Source organism: Streptomyces sp. 3214.6, from assembly GCF_900129855.1.
GTDB classification, from domain to species: domain Bacteria; phylum Actinomycetota; class Actinomycetes; order Streptomycetales; family Streptomycetaceae; genus Streptomyces; species Streptomyces soliscabiei.
This window is the reverse complement of record NZ_LT670819.1, coordinates 8246228-8262014: the sequence shown is the minus strand read 5'-3', so window position 1 is coordinate 8262014 and position 15787 is coordinate 8246228. Positions and strand designations below refer to the sequence as shown.

Genomic DNA, 15787 nt, shown 5'->3' with positions numbered 1-15787 from the left:
GACAGCGCCGTCCGCCCCCGCCCTCGCGCCACCGTGCCTGTCGAATGAGAGGCGACCCACCATGCCTTTGCATGTCCCCCCGGCTCCCGCGCCCGCACTTCGCTCCGTCCTCACGGCACTCGGTTCCCCCACCGCGGTCCGCGAGGCTCGTACGCCCTCCCTGCGCGCCGCCCAGGGCGAGGCCACCCCCGAACTCCCGCTTCCGCTGCACGTCCTGGAGCGGATCACTCCCGAAGGCGTGGCCGCGACAAGGCTGGCCGGCTGGCGCTTCCTGATCCGCTGCGACGACCGCGCGGTGGCCGCGGCCGAGACCCGACTCACCCCGGACGGCTGGGCGTTCTCGCACTTCTTCGAGGGCCCCTACATCGCCTCCACCGAACGCGCCCTGCGCCAGGCCGAGTCGACCACCCAGCCCTACCAGGCGCGACTGCTGTCGGTGCCCGGGCTGTACATGCTCACGCTCTGGCTGCACGGCGACAGCGCCTCGGACGGCACGACGGGCCATCCCGCCCCGACCGACCTGCTGGTGCCGCTGGCCCCGGCGCCGCCCGGGATCGCTGCCCACAGTCCGCACCGCGTCGCCGACCTGCTCCCGGTGCTGACCCTGCGGGTGACGCCGGCGCCGCCCCCGCTGCTCGGCTCACCGGCCTGACCGACCCGGCCGGCCCCGGCACCCCCGTACCCCGTCCCCGCGGCCCGGTGGCGGGGTACGGGGGTGCCGGGGCCGGCCCACGATCCGGAACCCTCACCACCCTCCGCGCCCTTCCGTACGCCTGGCGTGTCCGGCCCGGGACTAGCCCCATCCGACCACCAGGAACCATCCGAAGTGACAGTGCGGTTGAGATGAACCGCCCGCGCGGGTGACGCGTCATGAACCTGTGAGAAGCGGTGCCGCGAAATCCCTGCGGATCGACCTCCGTAGGGCAACACTGGGTTCCGACCGACTTATCACAACGGGGGGCGGCCATGAACGACGCTTCAAGCCGCGGGTCAGACACGACAGCCATCTCACTCATCACGCCAGAGCGGAAGTTCCCATCCATGTGCCAGCACCAGCCACCGTGCCCGACAGCGACCTCAGCCGACCGGGAGTCCGCCCGCCTCGTGGCGCACCACCCGGAACAGGGCTGGAGCCTGCTGTGCAATGGCGTCCTGCTCTTCGAGGACACCGGTGAGCTCCTGCCTGACGGCCAGGTCATCGCCCCCCACCGGGTCGTGACCGCCGCCTGAGCACCACCCGCACGACCCGGACGGCGTGGGACCGCCGTCCGGAGACCTGAGGGGCCGGCCGCAATCATCCACTGCGCACCGGCCCCGACGCGTGTCCGAGGCCGCTCACTCCCCGTAGTCCCCCGGTTCCCGCGCGATGCGTTCCCTGTGAATGTCTGTATTTCTTCCCACGGTCCCGTACTTTCCGGAAGACTCCTGGAAGTTTCGGCGCAGCGTCCGAAGCGACGCGACGGAGGTGGCGAAGTGACAGCGGACGATACGGCGTCGGCGTCCCGGGGCAGAGTCACGATCACGGAGATCGCCCGCCAGGCCGGCGTCTCGGTGCCGACGGTGTCCCGCGTGGTCAACGGGCGTTCGGACGTCTCTCCGCAGACCCGGGCCCGGGTCGAGGACCTGCTGCGGGTGCACGGCTACCGCAAGCGCCCCGCCGCCTCCCCCACCCGTGCCGCCCTGCTGGACCTGGTCTTCAACGACCTCGACAGCCCCTGGGCGGTGGAGATCATCCGAGGCGTCGAGGAAATCGCCCACGCGGCCGGGGTGGGCACGGTGGTGTCGGCCATCCACGGCCGCTCTGGCGACGCCCGGGAGTGGATGCGCAACCTGCGCTCCCGCGCCTCCGACGGCGTCATCCTCGTCACCTCGGCCCTGGAACCCACCCTGCACGAGCAGTTGCGCATCCTGGGCGTCCCGCTCGTCGTCGTCGACCCGACAGGCTCCCCCGCCGCCGACACCCCCACCATCGGCGCCGCGAACTGGTCGGGCGGTCTGGCGGCCACCGAGCACCTGCTGTCGCTGGGCCACCGCCGGATCGGCCTGATCGCCGGGCCGCCCCGGCTGCTGTGCTCCCGGGCCCGCTTCGACGGCTACCGGGCGGCCCTGGAGGCGGCCGGGCTCTCCGTCGACGAAACGCTCGTCGTCCCCGGCGACTTCCGCCCCGAGTCGGGGTTCACCGGCTGCACCGCCCTCCTCGACCTGCCGAAGCCGCCGACCGCCGTGTTCGCGGCCAGCGACCAGATGGCCCTCGGCGCCATCGAGGCGCTGCGCCGGCGCGGACTGCGGGCCCCCGAGGACATGAGCGTGGTCGGGTTCGACGACCTCCCGGAGGTCCGTTGGTCGGCCCCGCCGTTGACCACCGTCCGTCAGCCCCTCGCCGACATGGGCAAACTCGCCGTCCGCACGGTCCTGAGCCTGGCCCGCGGCGAGCGCCCCGACTCGCCGCGGGTGGAACTGGGCACGGAGCTGGTGGTGCGTTCGAGTACCGCCCCGCCCCGCACCGCTAGCTGAGCGCGTCCCGGATCGCGTAGTACGCCGGCTTCGGCGCGAACTGCTCGTCCCACGGCAGGGCGGCCCCCTCGCCGGGGAAGAAGGCCGGAATCCACGAATACTTGTCGGTGTAGTCCCAGACGGTGATGCCGGCGCATCGCCGCACCGCGAGGCACGCCTCCGTCATGTCCCGGTACCAGTCGGCCTGTTGGGCCAGTTTCTCGTCGGTCGCGGGCAGCAGCATCCGTACGTCGACCTCGGTGAGCGCGGTGTCCAGGCCGAGCCGGGAGAAGCGGCGGAGGTTGTCCTCAAGGGTCGTCGGATAGCCGTACTGCAGCGCGAGATGGGCCTGCAGGCCGATGCCGTCGAGCGGGACCCGCTGCGCCTTCAGCTCCTTGGCGAGCCGGTAGTAGGCGTCGCTCTTCGGGCCGACGGCCTCGATGTTGTAGTCGTTGAGGTAGAGCTTCGCCTTCGGGTCGGCCTGGCGGGCCCAGCGCAGCGCGTCGGCGATGTAGCCGGGGCCGAGCGTCTTGTAGAAGATCGTCTCGCGGTAGGTGCCGTCCTCGTTGAACGCCTCGTTGACGACGTCCCAGGAGTAGACCTTGCCCCGGTAGTGGCGCACCTCGGTCTGGATGTGCTTCTTCAGGACGGCCCGCAGCTCGTCGGCCGTCCACTCCTTGCCGGTCAGCCAGTCGGGCAGCTGGCTGTGCCAGACGAGGGTGTGGGCGCGGACCTTCTGGTGGTGCGCCCGGGCGAGGCCGACGATCTCGTCGCCGTTGGTCCAGTCGAAGACGCCCTGTTGCGGCTCGGTGGCGTACCACTTCATGCCGTTGCCGGGGGTGATCATGTCGAACTCGCTGCCGAGGATCTTCGTGTAGGCGGTGTCGGTGAGTTCGGGGTTGTCGGTGGCGCTGCCGAAGTAGCGGCCGTGGCGCTGCGCGAGGTCGGCGAGGGTGGCCCGCGGCTTTCCGTGCGCCGGACTCTCGTGGGCCTGGGCGGCCGGTCCGGTGACGACGCCGGCGGCGACGAGGACGGCGGCGAGGGTTCCGGCGAGTCTGAGCCGGGTGCGGGCGGCGGTGCTGGGCATGGGGCGACTCCTCACTTGGGGGTGGGTGTGAGCCGTACGGATCCGCGGGCGCGCGTCATCCCTTCGAGGCGCCGGCGGCGAGACCGCCGACGAGCTGGCGCTCGGCGACGGAGTAGCAGGCCAGGGCGGGAACCATGGCGAGGACGAGATAGGCGAAGACGCGCGCGTAGTCCGCGGAGTACTGGCCCTGGAACTGCTGGACGCCGATCGGGATGGTCCACCAGGTGGGCTCGTTGAAGACCAGCAGGGGCAGCAGGAAGTTGTTCCAGCTGGCGACGACGGCGAGCACGGAGACCGTGCCGAGGGCGGGCCTGGCCATGGGCAGCAGGATCCGCCAGAAGAAGCCGAGCGGCCCACAGCCGTCGAGGGTGGCCGCCTCCTCCAGCTCGGCCGGGATCTCCCGGAAGAACCCGCGCAGGATGACGATGGTCATCGGCAGCCCGAACGCGGCCTGCGGCAGGATCACGCCGAGCGGGTTGTCCAGCAGGTCCATGGAGCGCAGCAGCAGGAACAGCGGCAGCGCCGCCACCGCGAAGGGGAACATCAGCCCCAGGGTGAACAGGGTGAACAGCATCTCCCGCCCGCGGAAGGCGAACCGGGCGAAGGAGAACGCGGCGAGCGCGGACACCGCGACGACCAGCACGGTCGTCCCGGCCGCGATGAGCGTGCTGCTGCCGACCATCCTCCAGAACGAACCGGAGCCGAGGATGTCGGTGTAGTTGGAGGTGACCCAGGGGTCGGGCAGCCCGATGGGGTTGCGGGAGAGCTGGTCGGTGGACTTGAAGCCGGACAGCATGGCGTAGACGAGCGGTACAGCCATCACCGCGCCGATGATCCCGAGGATCAGGTGCAACGGCAGAGTCCGGCCGGTCCTGCGGACGCCCCGGCCGGTCCCGCGGGCGCTCCGGCCGGTCTTGACGACGCTCACGAGCCGCCTCCTCGCATGGTCGTGGTGGCGCCCTGAAGGTCGCGGCGGAGCACGAACCGCTGGTAGGCGAGGGCGAAGACGAGGCTGATGCCGAACATGGCCACGCTGATCGCGCTGGCGTAGCCGACCTGGTAGCGCTTGAAGCCGTACTGGAACATGGTCACGGCCATCGTCTCGGAGTGGTGGTCGGGACCGCCCGCGGTGACGACCCACACCAGGTCGAAGAGCTGGATCGCGCCGATGACCGACAGGAAGACGCTGATCCGCAGGGTGGGCGCGAGCAGCGGCAGGGTGATGTTGCGGAAGCGCTGCCAGGGGCCGGCACCGTCGATCAGGGCCGCCTCGGTCAACTCGGCCGGGATGGACTGGAGCCCGGCCAGGTAGAGCATCATGTGGAAGCCGAAGAACTTCCACGTCATGACCAGGAAGAGGGTGGCCATGACGGTGGAGGGGTCGGCGAACCACTGCCCGCCCACCCCGTCCAGCCCGATCGCGCCGAAGACGTGGTCGGCGAGGCCGTCGTCCGGGGCGAAGATCATGCTGAACAGGACGCCGGTGATCGCCTCGGAGAGGATGTACGGCGCGAAGAACAGCATCCGGTACACGGCCCGGCCGCGGATCTTCTGGTTGAGCGCGACCGCCAGGGCGAGCGCGAACGGCAGCTGGAGGAGGAGCGAGAGTCCGACCAGGAGCAGGCAGCGCCACAGGTCGCCCAGGAACACCGGGTCCTTGAAGAGTCGGGTGAAGTTGTCGCCGCCGATGTAGTCCTCGGGCATGCCGAAGCCGCCCCAGCGGAAGAACGAGGCGTACAGCGCGAACAGCATCGGCAGCAGGACGAGCGTGCCGAACAGCACCAGTGCGGGCGCCTGGAAACCGACGGCGGTGAGCCAGTGCAGGGCCCGCCGCCGCGCCCGGCCCCGGCCGCTGTCCGCGGCCGGGGGCGGGAGGTGGACGTCCGGGCCGCTGCGCTTGTCCGGGAGGAAGGTGGAGGTCATCGCCTGCTACTGCTCTTCCTTCGCGACCTTGGTGATCGACTCGGTGACCTGCTTCGGTGACTTGGAGCCGGCGATGAGGGCGGCGACGCTGTCGTTGACCTCCTGGCCGAGGGCGGGCGCGTACGCCTGGTCGAGGTAGAGCTGGAAGCCGGTGGCGGCCTTCAGCTGCGCCTGTACGGCCTTGACGTTGGGGTCGGTGATGGCGCTGTCGGCGGCCGGGACGACGGGCAGCACTCCGGTCTTCTTGACCAGTTCGGTGTCCGTGGCGGCCGAGGCGAAGAACTTCAGGAAGTCGACGGCCGCCTGCGGGGCGCCCTTGCGCAGGGCGTGCCCGCCGCCCCCGCCGAACACCTCGGTGATGACACCCTTGCCGCCCTCAACCGCCGGGAACGGGAAGAAGCCGAGGTTCGCGCCGAGCCCCTTGCCCGAGTCGGCCTCCACCGAGGGCGCCCATTGGCCCATGAGTTCCATCGCCGCTTTGCTGTTGCCGACGGCGGCGGCCTGGCCCGTGGGGCTGGAGTAAGCGGCGCCGAGGAAGCCCTTCTGGAACGGCTGCAGATCGACGAGGTCCTTCAGGTGCTGACCGGCCTGGACGAACCCGTCTCCGGTGAAGTCCTTGTCGACCCCGGCCTTCTGCAGGGCCTCGACACCGGCGGTGCGCATCGCCAGGTACGCCCAGTAGTACATGCCGGGCCATTTCTCCTTGCCGGCCAGGGCGAGCGGGGTGATCTTGGCGGCCTTCAGCTTGCGTACGGCGTCGAGGAAACCGCTCCAGGTGGTGGGCGGGGCGCTGATGCCGGCCTGCTTGAAGAGCGCCTTGTTGTACCAGAACCCGATCATGCCGATGTCGAACGGGATGCCGTACACCGTCTTGTCCAGCAGGTAGGGCTCGCGGGCGACCGACAGCAGGCCCTCTCCCCACTCCTTCGTCCGGTCCGTGAGGTCCTCGACCAGCCCGGCGTCGACCTGCTGCTTCAGGACACCGCCGCCCCAGGTGTGGAAGATGTCGGGGAGCTTCCCCGAGGCGGTCAGCGCCGTCATCTTCGACTTGTAGGCGTCGTTCTCCAACTGGACGATCTTGATCTTCACCTTGGGGTTCTGCGCCTCGAACTGCTTGGCCAGAGCGGCCCAGACGTTCTTGGCCGGCTGGGTGGTGGAGATGTTCCACCACTCGATCGTGGTCGTCCCCGACGACCCCCCGTCCGAGTCGCCGCCGCAGGCGCTCAGTGCCGTCATGCTCAGACCGGCCGCGGCGGAGGCCGCCAGGAACCCGCGGCGGGAGAGTGCCGGGTCACCCATCATGCGCTCCTTGTTGATCGAAAGTTTCGAACCAGATCCAGAAAGCTTCGCTGCTGCCGCACCCTAGAGACACCCTCCGACGGGTGGCAACCCCTTGAACACAGGCAATCCAGGGGCCCGCTCAAGAAACAAGGCCTGAAGGGATCACCGAAGGCGCCGAAACATTCGGATTCGGTGGCGAACATTACGGAGCGCGGCGCGCCGCGAGCCCCCGTGGCCGGAAACGAGCCCATCCGCACCGGGGGCCGGGCGTCCGGCCCGTGACCAGTCTTAACGGAAGCTTGACGCCGTCCGGCCCATGATCCGTGGGCTCAGGCGTCACTCTCCGCTTACGCTGATGCCGCCGTCCGCGTGATGGCCGAAACCACACGCTGAGCCGCACATCAGGAGCACGCCGATGGCCACCACCGAGCACCCTCCCCCCAGTCGCCTGCGCGCCTGGATGCTGGAGGGCCTGTCCGACATGGGCAAGGGGCACGCTCAGCAGCCGGCCCCGAGCGCCGAGGCCAAGCCCGAGCCCAAGGGGCAGCGCTGGTACCGGGTCATGTGCCTGACCGGCGTCGACTACTTCTCCACCCTCGGCTACCAGCCGGGCATCGCCGCGCTCGCGGCCGGTCTGCTCTCCCCCGTCGCGACCGTCGTGCTCGTCATCGTCACCCTGGCGGGCGCCCTGCCGGTCTACCGGCGGGTTGCCGAGGAGAGCCCGCACGGCGAGGGCTCGATCGCCATGCTGGAGCGGCTGCTGTCCTTCTGGAAGGGCAAGCTGTTCGTCCTGACCCTGCTGGGCTTCGCCGCCACCGACTTCCTGATCACCATCACCCTGTCAGCCGCCGACGCCTCGACCCACCTGGTCGAGAACCCGCACCTCACCGGCACCCTGCACGACCAGCAGATGGTGATCACGCTCATCCTCGTCGCCCTGCTCGGCGCGGTGTTCCTCAAGGGCTTCCTGGAGGCCATCGGGGTCGCCGTCGCCCTGGTGGTCGTCTACCTCGGCCTGAACGCGGTCGTGGTGGCCGTGGGCCTGTGGCACGTGCTCACCGAGGGCCATGTGGTCACCGACTGGTCCAACGCCCTGACCGCCGAGCACGGCAACGTCTTCGCGATGATCGGCGTCTCCCTGCTGGTCTTCCCCAAGCTGGCGCTGGGTCTGTCCGGCTTCGAGACCGGCGTCGCGGTCATGCCCCACGTCCAGGGCGACCCGGACGACACCCCGGAGAACCCCGAGGGCCGCATCCGGGACACCAAGAAGCTGCTGACGACCGCTGCCCTGATCATGAGCGTCTTCCTGATCGCCACCAGCTTCATCACCACGGTGCTGATCCCGGAGAAGGAGTTCGAGGACGGCGGCCAGGCCAACGGCCGCGCCCTCGCCTACCTCTCCCACGAGTACCTGGGCAACGCCTTCGGCACGGTCTACGACGTCTCGACCATCGCCATCCTCTGGTTCGCCGGCGCCTCCGCCATGGCCGGACTGCTCAACCTGATGCCCCGCTACCTCCCCCGGTACGGCATGGCCCCGCACTGGGCCCGCGCCGTGCGCCCCATGGTCATCGTCTTCACCCTGATCGCCTTCCTGGTCACCTGGATCTTCGACGCAGACGTCGACGCCCAGGGCGGCGCCTACGCCACCGGCGTCCTGGTCCTGATGTCCTCCGCGGCCATCGCCGTGACCATCGCCGCCCGCCGCGCCCAGCAACGCGGCTGGACCATCGGCTTCGCCGTCGTCTCGGCGGTCCTGCTCTACGTCACTGTCGTGAACGTCATCGAACGCCCCGACGGCGTGAAGATCGGCGCCTGCTTCATCGCCGGCATCATCCTCGTCTCCCTGCTCTCCCGCCTCGCCCGCGCCTTCGAGCTCCGCGTGACCAGCGTGACGCTCGACGACATGGCGGAACGTTTCATCCGGGACATGGCCAGCCGCAAAATACGGTTCATCGCCAACGAGCCCGACCAGCGCGACAAGGCCGAGTACCGCGACAAGATCGAGCAGATCCGCGAGGACAACGACATTCCCGGCGAGGACTTCGTCTTCGTTGAGGTGACCGTCGTCGACCCGTCCGAGTTCGAGTCCGGTCTCACCGTGCGCGGAGAGGTCCTGCACAACCGCTACCGCGTCCTGACCCTGGAGTCGTCCTCCATCTCCAACGCCCTGGCCGCGCTGCTCCTGCACACCCGCGACTCCACCGGCTGCCTCCCGCACATCTACTTCGAGTGGACCGAGGGCAACCCCTTCGCCAACTTCCTGCGCTTCTTCCTCTTCGGCCAGGGCGAGGTCGCCCCGGTCACCCGCGAGGTCCTGCGCGAGGCGGAACCGGACCGCGCCCGCCGTCCCCGCGTCCACACCGGCTGATCCCGGGACCCGGCATCGTCAGAAACGCGTAAGAATCCGGCCGGACAACGTCAGAACCCCGTCAGCACCCCTCCCCCCGGCCCCCGGAGCGGCCTACCTTCGGGCTCATGCAAGGGCCGGAAGCAGGGCAGGGGCAAGGCCGCGGCGGCGGTGCACCGGCGTACCCGACCGTCGACCGCCGCCGGCGCGCCGACGTCCGGCTCGCGACGGGCTGCGCGCTCGGCTTCTGCGCTCTGACGTTCCTGGTCGACTGGGACGCGGAGACCCTCACCCTTCCCCGTGCCCTGCTGTGGCTGACCCTCTCCGCCGGCGTCCTCGCCGTGCTCCTCCCCCCGAGGGTCGCCGCGGGCCCCGGCCTGCTGGCCGTCAGCGGCCCGGTCCGTCGGCGCCAGGTGCGCACCGACGCGCTGGTCGCCGTACGCCAGTACGCCGGGGCCTCCGCCCACCTGGTCCTGTCCGACGCCCACGGACACCGGCTGGAGCTGGACCCCCGGGTGCTCACCGGAGACCCGCTGCTCTGGCACGAACTCGACACAGGAGCACGCCGTTCCCTGGAACGCGGCACCCTGCGGGAAGGCGCAGAGGTACTGGAGCGCCTGCGTCACGAGATCGACGACCCGATCGCACAGGCGATCCTCAAGGCCTCCGGCCTGCCCTGAAGGACACTCGGCGCCCCTGACTCCCGCCGAACGGCCTCCGCCGCGGCGGCCGCACCACGATCCGCCCTGAGGCCCGTCCGCCGAAGCGGCACAATGGCCCCTTGACCTGGGCCACTCGACAGCGAGCGCGTCGGCGTCCACCACGCCCCCTCTGTCCCCGGCCGCTGTCTTCAGCCGCAGCGCGCCCCAGCCGGCCGCAGCGCCTGTCCAGCCCGCTCCGAAGGGGGCCGTCCGCGAACCCCGCCCGGCTGCCGAGGCGGGACTTCCGCTCGATCCGGCCGATGTCCTGCGCCTCGGCCCGACCCCGCTCCACCGTGCGTTCGCCGGTACCGCTCGCGGCGCCGAGGACGGCCAGGGTGCGCTGGTGGGCGGGGTTCATGTGGACGAGTGCGCAGACCGCGGCAAGCCGGGCATCAACCGTCAGGTCGGCCGTGCGCATGCCGCCGTGAGCGCGGTCGGCGCGCGCGGGCTCTGCCGTGGTCGACCGACCGTCCCCCGCGGTCGCGCTCGGCACCTCCACGACCCGGTCCCCGCCCCACGTCCACCACCTGCCGCTCGCGGCCCTATCGTGACCGGCATGCAGAGCTACACAATCGGCCAGGCGGCACGGCTGCTCGGCGTGAGCCCCGACACCGCACGCCGCTGGGCCGACGCCGGCCGGGTGGCGACCCATCGCGACGAGGCCGGACGGCGCCTCATCGACGGCAAGGACCTCGCCGCCTTCTCCGTGGCACTCGCCCGGGCCGACGGCCCCGCCGAGGACACCCCGTACACCTCGGTCCGCAACGCCTTCCCCGGCATCGTCACCGCGATCAAGCTCGGCGACGTCGCCGCCCAGGTGGAGATCCAGGCCGGCCCGCACCGTCTGGTCTCCCTGCTCACCCGCGAGGCCGTCGAGGAACTGGGACTGGAGGTCGGCATGGAGGCCACGGCCCGCGTGAAGTCGACAAACGTACACATCGACCGCACCTGAACGACGACGGGCGGCGGCCTCCTCCTGGTCGCCGCCGCGGAGCTCGACCCGCACCCGGGTGCGAGGGTCTGGGTAAGCGTCAAGGCGACGCAGATCCACGCATACCCGGCATAAACCGAGCGGAGCCCTACCGTTGGTGCCCATGACCCTGAGCATCCGCAATCAGCTCCCCGGCACCGTCACCGCCGTCCACCCCGGCGAGGTCATGGCCACCGTCACGATCCGCCTGGCCGGCGGCCAGGACGTCACGGCGGCCATCACACTGGAGGCCGTGAACCACCTCGGCCTCACCACCGGTACCGCCGTCCGCGCGCTGGTGAAGTCGACGGAGGTCTCGCTGGCCACCGGCCCGGTCGACGGCCTCTCGATCCGCAACCGGCTCCCCGGCACGATCACCGGTCTCGTGATCGGCAGCGCCATGGCCGCGGTGAAGATCACCGTGGCGGGCGGCGAACTCACCGCGGCGATCACCAAGGACGCGGCCACCGACCTCGGTCTCTTCGTGGGCTCCGACGTCATCGCGCTGATCAAGGCGACCGAGGTGTCCCTGGCCACCGACTAGAGTCACCGCCCACGGCACAGAACGCCGTGGGGGGCGCGTCGCTAGAGGTGCGACGGACTCCTGGCTCAGCGCCGCGAGACCCTGGCCCGTGAGCGGGCCGAACACGTCCGGCTCGCGGGCCGGGACCTGAGCGACTCCGCAGCGCGCAGAAGAGTCGGGATCACCGCCGTGCCCCGCGCACCCCCGACCGCAGCCGCCCCGGACCGGCCCTGCCCGGTCACCGGGAGGTGCCCCGATCATCGGCAAGGACGGCGACTCGGCTGGGCAACCCCAGCCGAGCAGCGCCTCGCCCGCTCAGTCCTCGTACGCGTCCAGCGGGGGGCACGAGCAGACCAGGTTCCGGTCGCCGAAGGCCTGGTCGATCCGGCGAACCGGCGGCCAGTACTTGTCGGCGGCGGAGACCCCGGCCGGGAAGACGGCCTCCTCACGCGTGTACGCGTGCACCCACTCCCCGCCGAGCGCGGCCGCGGTGTGCGGGGCGCCCCGAAGCGGGTTGTCCTCGGCCGGCCACTCGCCGGCCCCGACCTTCTCGATCTCCGCGCGAATGGCGATCATCGCCTCGCAGAAACGGTCCAGCTCGATGAGGTCCTCGGACTCGGTCGGCTCGATCATCAGCGTCCCGGCCACCGGGAACGACATCGTCGGCGCGTGGAATCCGTAGTCGATGAGCCGCTTGGCGACGTCGTCGACGCTCACCCCGGTCGCCTTGGTCAGCGGCCGCAGGTCGATGATGCACTCGTGCGCGACCAGCCCGCCCGGGCCGGTGTAGAGCACCGGATAGTGCGGCTCCAGCCGCTTGGCGATGTAGTTGGCGCTGAGCACCGCGACCTGCGTGGCCCGCTTGAGCCCCTCGCCGCCCATGAGCCGCACATAGGCCCAGGAGATCGGCAGGATCCCGGCAGAGCCCCAGGGAGCCGCCGAGATCGGCCCCACACCCGTCTCCGGCCCGGCGGCGGGCTGCAGCGGGTGGTTCGGCAGATACGGCGCCAGATGCGACCGTACGGCGACCGGCCCGACCCCCGGGCCGCCACCGCCGTGCGGGATGCAGAACGTCTTGTGCAGGTTCAGGTGCGAGACGTCCCCGCCGAAGTGCCCCGGCTTGGCGAGCCCGACGAGCGCGTTGAGGTTGGCGCCGTCGACGTACACCTGCCCGCCCGCCTCGTGCACCTGCGCGCAGATGTCCGCGACGTGCTCCTCGAAGACGCCGTGCGTGGACGGGTAGGTGATCATCAGCACCGCCAGCTCGTCCCGGTGCTGTTCGATCTTCGCCCGCAGGTCCTCGACGTCGATCTCGCCGTCCTCGGCGGTCTTCACGACGACGACCTTCATGCCCGCCATGACGGCACTGGCCGCGTTCGTGCCGTGTGCGGAGGACGGGATCAGGCAGACCGTCCGCTGCTCGTCCCCGTTGCCCCGGTGGTACCCGCGGACGGCGAGCAGCCCCGCCAGCTCCCCCTGCGACCCGGCGTTCGGCTGCAGGGACACCTTGTCGTACCCGGTGACCTCGGCGAGCCGCTGCTCCAGCTCACGGATGAGTGTGAGGTAGCCCTCCGCCTGCTCGGCCGGCGCGAAGGGGTGCAACTGCCCGAACTCGGGCCAGGTGACCGGCTCCATCTCGGTGGTCGCGTTGAGCTTCATGGTGCAGGAGCCCAGCGGGATCATGCCCCGGTCCAGCGCGTAGTCCCGGTCGGCGAGCCTGCGCAGATAGCGCAGCATCGCGGTCTCGGAGCGGTGCCGGTGGAAGACAGGGTGGGTCAGAATCGCGTCGGACCGCAGCAGCCCGGCGGGCAGGGCGTCGGCGGTGGCCGTGTCGAGCGACTCGATGTCGCCGTCCACGCCGAAGGCGGCCCAGACCGCCGCCACCTGCGCCCGCCCGGTCGTCTCGTCGCAGGCGATCGACACCTGGTCGGCGTCGACGAGGTGCAGGTTGACCCCCTGCTTCCGCGCGGCGGCGACGACCTCGGCGGCCTTCGCCGGCACCCGCACGGTCAGTGTGTCGAAGTAAGACCCGTGCACGACCTCGACTCCGCCGGCCTCGAGCCCGGCGGCGAGGATCGCCGCGTACCGGTGGGTGCGCAGGGCGATCGCCCGCAGCCCCTCCGGCCCGTGGTAGACGGCGTACATGCCCGCCATCACCGCCAGCAGCACCTGCGCCGTGCAGATGTTGCTCGTGGCCTTCTCACGCCGGATGTGCTGCTCACGCGTCTGCAGTGCGAGCCGGTAGGCCTTGTGCCCGTCCGCGTCGACGGACACGCCCACGAGCCGCCCGGGCAGGCTGCGCGCGAACTTCTCGTGGACGGCCATGTAGCCGGCGTGCGGCCCGCCGAAGCCCATCGGCACCCCGAACCGCTGCGTCGTGCCGACCGCGATGTCCACCCCCAGCTCACCGGGCGACTTCAGCAGCGTCAGCGCGAGCAGATCCGCGGCCACCGTGACGAGCGCGCCGAGCCCGTGTGCCTCGTCGACGATCGCCTTGAGGTCACGCACCGCACCGGAGGCTCCGGGGTACTGCACGAGCACGCCGTTGATCTCGCGCCCGGCGAGCTCCGCCGGAATGCCGTCGCTCAGGTCCGCGACGACGACCTCCACGCCGGTCGGCTCGGCCCGGGTCTCGATCACGGCGATGGTCTGCGGCAGCACGTCCGCGTCGATGAGGAAGAGGCCCTTCTTGTTCTTCCCCATCCGCCGGGACAGCGCCATGGCCTCGGCGGCGGCCGTGCCCTCGTCGAGCAGCGACGCACCGGAGGTGGGCAGCCCGGTCAGCTCGGCGACCATGGTCTGGAAGTTCAGCAGCGCCTCGAGCCGACCCTGCGAGATCTCCGGCTGGTACGGCGTGTAGGCCGTGTACCAGGCCGGGTTCTCCATGACGTTGCGCAGGATGACGGGCGGCGTGAACGTCCCGTAGTACCCGAGCCCGATCATCGAGTCGAGAACCTGGTTGCGGTCGGCCAGCGAGCGCAGTTCGGCCAGCACCTCGGCCTCGGTGCGCGCGCCCGGCAGGTCCAGAGTGTCGGCGTTTTTGATCACATCCGGGACGGCGACGGCGGTGAGCTCGTCGAGCGAGCCGTAGCCGACCTGCGCGAGCATCTTGGCCCGCGCCTCGAGGTCGGGCCCGATGTGGCGCTGCTCGAAGGGGATTCCCTGTTCGAGTTCGGAGAGCGGAATGCGATCGGCGGTCATTTCTGAGGCCTCCTGGTCTGACGACCTTCGAGGGTCACCACGGCGCGGGTACCCGGACGGCCTCCCCCTCTGTCATCTCAACCTGAGAGCTTCACCGGCCGCCCGAGGACAGCCGGCTTTCACCGTCGGTGAGAGCGGACGCCGTCGACGCCGTCGGCACCCGCCCTGCTTTCCAGAGTGACCTCGTCCGTGCGGTACGTGAGCCTGAGAGATTCCGGGGAGGATTTGCTCCTTCGGCGCCTCCGATGGTGTCCGGAGGACTCTCCCGCACGGGGTCAGCAGCCGTTGTCAGACTACCAGCGAGGTCAACGCCACCCTCTCGAGTGGCCGCCCGTCCCAAAGTGCTCTTTTGTAGTGCTTACGGATGAGTTGCGACCATGTGGAGGGCCCGTGCAGACCGACATCGATCCGCGCAACCTGATCGGCCGCAAGGCATTCGACCGCAACGGCACCAAGATCGGCACCGTCGACGAGGTCTACCTCGACGACGCCACCGGAGTGCCGGAGTGGGCGGCCATACGCACCGGTCTGTTCTCCCGCGACGCCTTCGTCCCTCTGGAGCCCAGCGAGCTGGTCGAGGGCACCCTGCACATTCCCTTCGACCGGGCTCTGATCAAGGACGCCCCGGACTTCGGCGTGGGCCGCCATCTCTCTCCGGAACAGGAACTCCAGCTCTACCACCACTACGGCCTCGACGTGGCCGCCCCGCCTCCGCTCCCCGACCACGACTTCGGCCGGCTCGCGGGCACGGACGAGAGTTGAGCCCCTCAGGCACAGGCCTGTATCAGCTCCCGGAGGATCCCGGTAGGGTCGTACAGCGGCCGGGCGCCGTCCGTCACGACGTTCCGCGTGCCGTCGTCGACCGGATCGGCCCGCGCCCAGCCGGGAGAACCGACGCCCACCTCCACTTCCAGACCGGAAGCGGTGACATACCGCCATTCGGTGATGGGCCCCCATTCCCGCACACGGACCAGCTCCCCCAGGGACAGCTCACCCGCCCACGCGTCGTCGGCACCGTACCGGTCAGCGGCCGTCGACAACAGCACGAGATCGACGTCCGAATCGGGACGCGCGGCACCACGCGCACATGACCCGACGAGGAGCAGCCCGACCACGTCGCTCCGGTTTACGGACCAGCGGGCGACCCGATCCACCACCTGCCGCATCTCCGCCTCACGCTCCGGCGACACCCCACCCGCGTCCACGACCCGACCTCCGTGCAATTTCATCCGGCTTTCACCCTCCTCTACCGGCGCCA

The 15787-nt window shown here is 70.6% G+C and carries 14 protein-coding genes and 1 riboswitch; of the genes, 8 read left to right on the top strand and 6 right to left on the bottom strand.

Features of this window, described 5'->3' with window-relative positions:
• The first annotated feature begins 61 nt into the window (after positions 1-61).
• From B5557_RS37335 to B5557_RS37325, 3 genes are all read left to right on the top strand, one after another.
• Complete coding sequence (locus B5557_RS37335; protein ID WP_079663627.1) at positions 62-652, top strand: hypothetical protein; 591 nt, start codon at positions 62-64, stop codon at positions 650-652.
• A gap of 389 nt (positions 653-1041) precedes the next feature.
• Entirely contained in the window at positions 1042-1230 is a 189-nt protein-coding gene (locus B5557_RS37330; RefSeq protein WP_055632223.1) for a DUF5999 family protein, read from the top strand.
• Between the two features lie 243 nt (positions 1231-1473).
• The gene (locus B5557_RS37325; RefSeq protein ID WP_079663625.1) at positions 1474-2514 is read left to right on the top strand and encodes a LacI family DNA-binding transcriptional regulator; all 1041 of its coding nucleotides are present in this window, start codon (positions 1474-1476) and stop codon (positions 2512-2514) included.
• Here the strand turns inward: B5557_RS37325 and B5557_RS37320 are convergent.
• The 4 genes from B5557_RS37320 to B5557_RS37305 all read right to left on the bottom strand — a co-directional run bounded on the left by B5557_RS37320 (position 2507) and on the right by B5557_RS37305 (position 6802).
• Positions 2507-3580, bottom strand: coding sequence for an endo-1,4-beta-xylanase (locus B5557_RS37320; protein WP_079663624.1), 1074 nt, complete (start codon positions 3578-3580; stop codon positions 2507-2509). The two genes, B5557_RS37325 and B5557_RS37320, sit on opposite strands and share 8 nt — an antisense overlap.
• Before the next feature lie 55 nt (positions 3581-3635).
• The gene (locus B5557_RS37315; protein WP_231976499.1) at positions 3636-4400 is read right to left on the bottom strand and encodes a carbohydrate ABC transporter permease; all 765 of its coding nucleotides are present in this window, start codon (positions 4398-4400) and stop codon (positions 3636-3638) included.
• A gap of 104 nt (positions 4401-4504) precedes the next feature.
• On the bottom strand, positions 4505-5503 hold the full coding sequence (locus B5557_RS37310) for a carbohydrate ABC transporter permease (protein ID WP_079663623.1): 999 nt from the start codon (positions 5501-5503) through the stop codon (positions 4505-4507).
• Positions 5504-5509: 6 nt separating this feature from the next.
• Positions 5510-6802, bottom strand: coding sequence for an extracellular solute-binding protein (locus B5557_RS37305; protein WP_079665201.1), 1293 nt, complete (start codon positions 6800-6802; stop codon positions 5510-5512).
• Positions 6803-7199: 397 nt separating this feature from the next.
• On the opposite strand from B5557_RS37305, the gene B5557_RS37300 reads away from it, so the two are divergent.
• The 4 genes from B5557_RS37300 to B5557_RS37280 all read left to right on the top strand — a co-directional run bounded on the left by B5557_RS37300 (position 7200) and on the right by B5557_RS37280 (position 11349).
• Entirely contained in the window at positions 7200-9155 is a 1956-nt protein-coding gene (locus B5557_RS37300; RefSeq protein ID WP_079663622.1) for an APC family permease, read from the top strand.
• A gap of 107 nt (positions 9156-9262) precedes the next feature.
• A complete protein-coding gene (locus B5557_RS37295) occupies positions 9263-9814 on the top strand; it encodes a hypothetical protein (RefSeq protein ID WP_079663621.1) in 552 nt (183 codons plus the stop codon).
• A 577-nt stretch (positions 9815-10391) separates the two neighbouring features.
• Entirely contained in the window at positions 10392-10787 is a 396-nt protein-coding gene (locus B5557_RS37285) for a TOBE domain-containing protein (protein ID WP_079663619.1), read from the top strand.
• A gap of 142 nt (positions 10788-10929) precedes the next feature.
• On the top strand, positions 10930-11349 hold the full coding sequence (locus tag B5557_RS37280; protein WP_079663618.1) for a TOBE domain-containing protein: 420 nt from the start codon (positions 10930-10932) through the stop codon (positions 11347-11349).
• A gap of 294 nt (positions 11350-11643) precedes the next feature.
• Here the strand turns inward: B5557_RS37280 and gcvP are convergent, their stop codons facing one another.
• A complete protein-coding gene (gene gcvP / locus B5557_RS37275) occupies positions 11644-14529 on the bottom strand; it encodes an aminomethyl-transferring glycine dehydrogenase (RefSeq protein ID WP_079663617.1) in 2886 nt (961 codons plus the stop codon).
• Positions 14530-14711: 182 nt separating this feature from the next.
• A riboswitch (glycine riboswitch) is annotated at positions 14712-14807 on the bottom strand.
• A 112-nt stretch (positions 14808-14919) separates the two neighbouring features.
• Here gcvP and B5557_RS37270 point away from each other — a divergent pair.
• Positions 14920-15291, top strand: a complete 372-nt coding sequence (locus B5557_RS37270) for a PRC-barrel domain-containing protein (RefSeq protein WP_079663616.1) — start codon at positions 14920-14922, stop codon at positions 15289-15291.
• Between the two features lie 5 nt (positions 15292-15296).
• Here the strand turns inward: B5557_RS37270 and B5557_RS37265 are convergent, their stop codons facing one another.
• Complete coding sequence (locus B5557_RS37265) at positions 15297-15695, bottom strand: nucleotidyltransferase domain-containing protein (protein WP_231976133.1); 399 nt, start codon at positions 15693-15695, stop codon at positions 15297-15299.
• Positions 15696-15787: the final 92 nt, after the last annotated feature.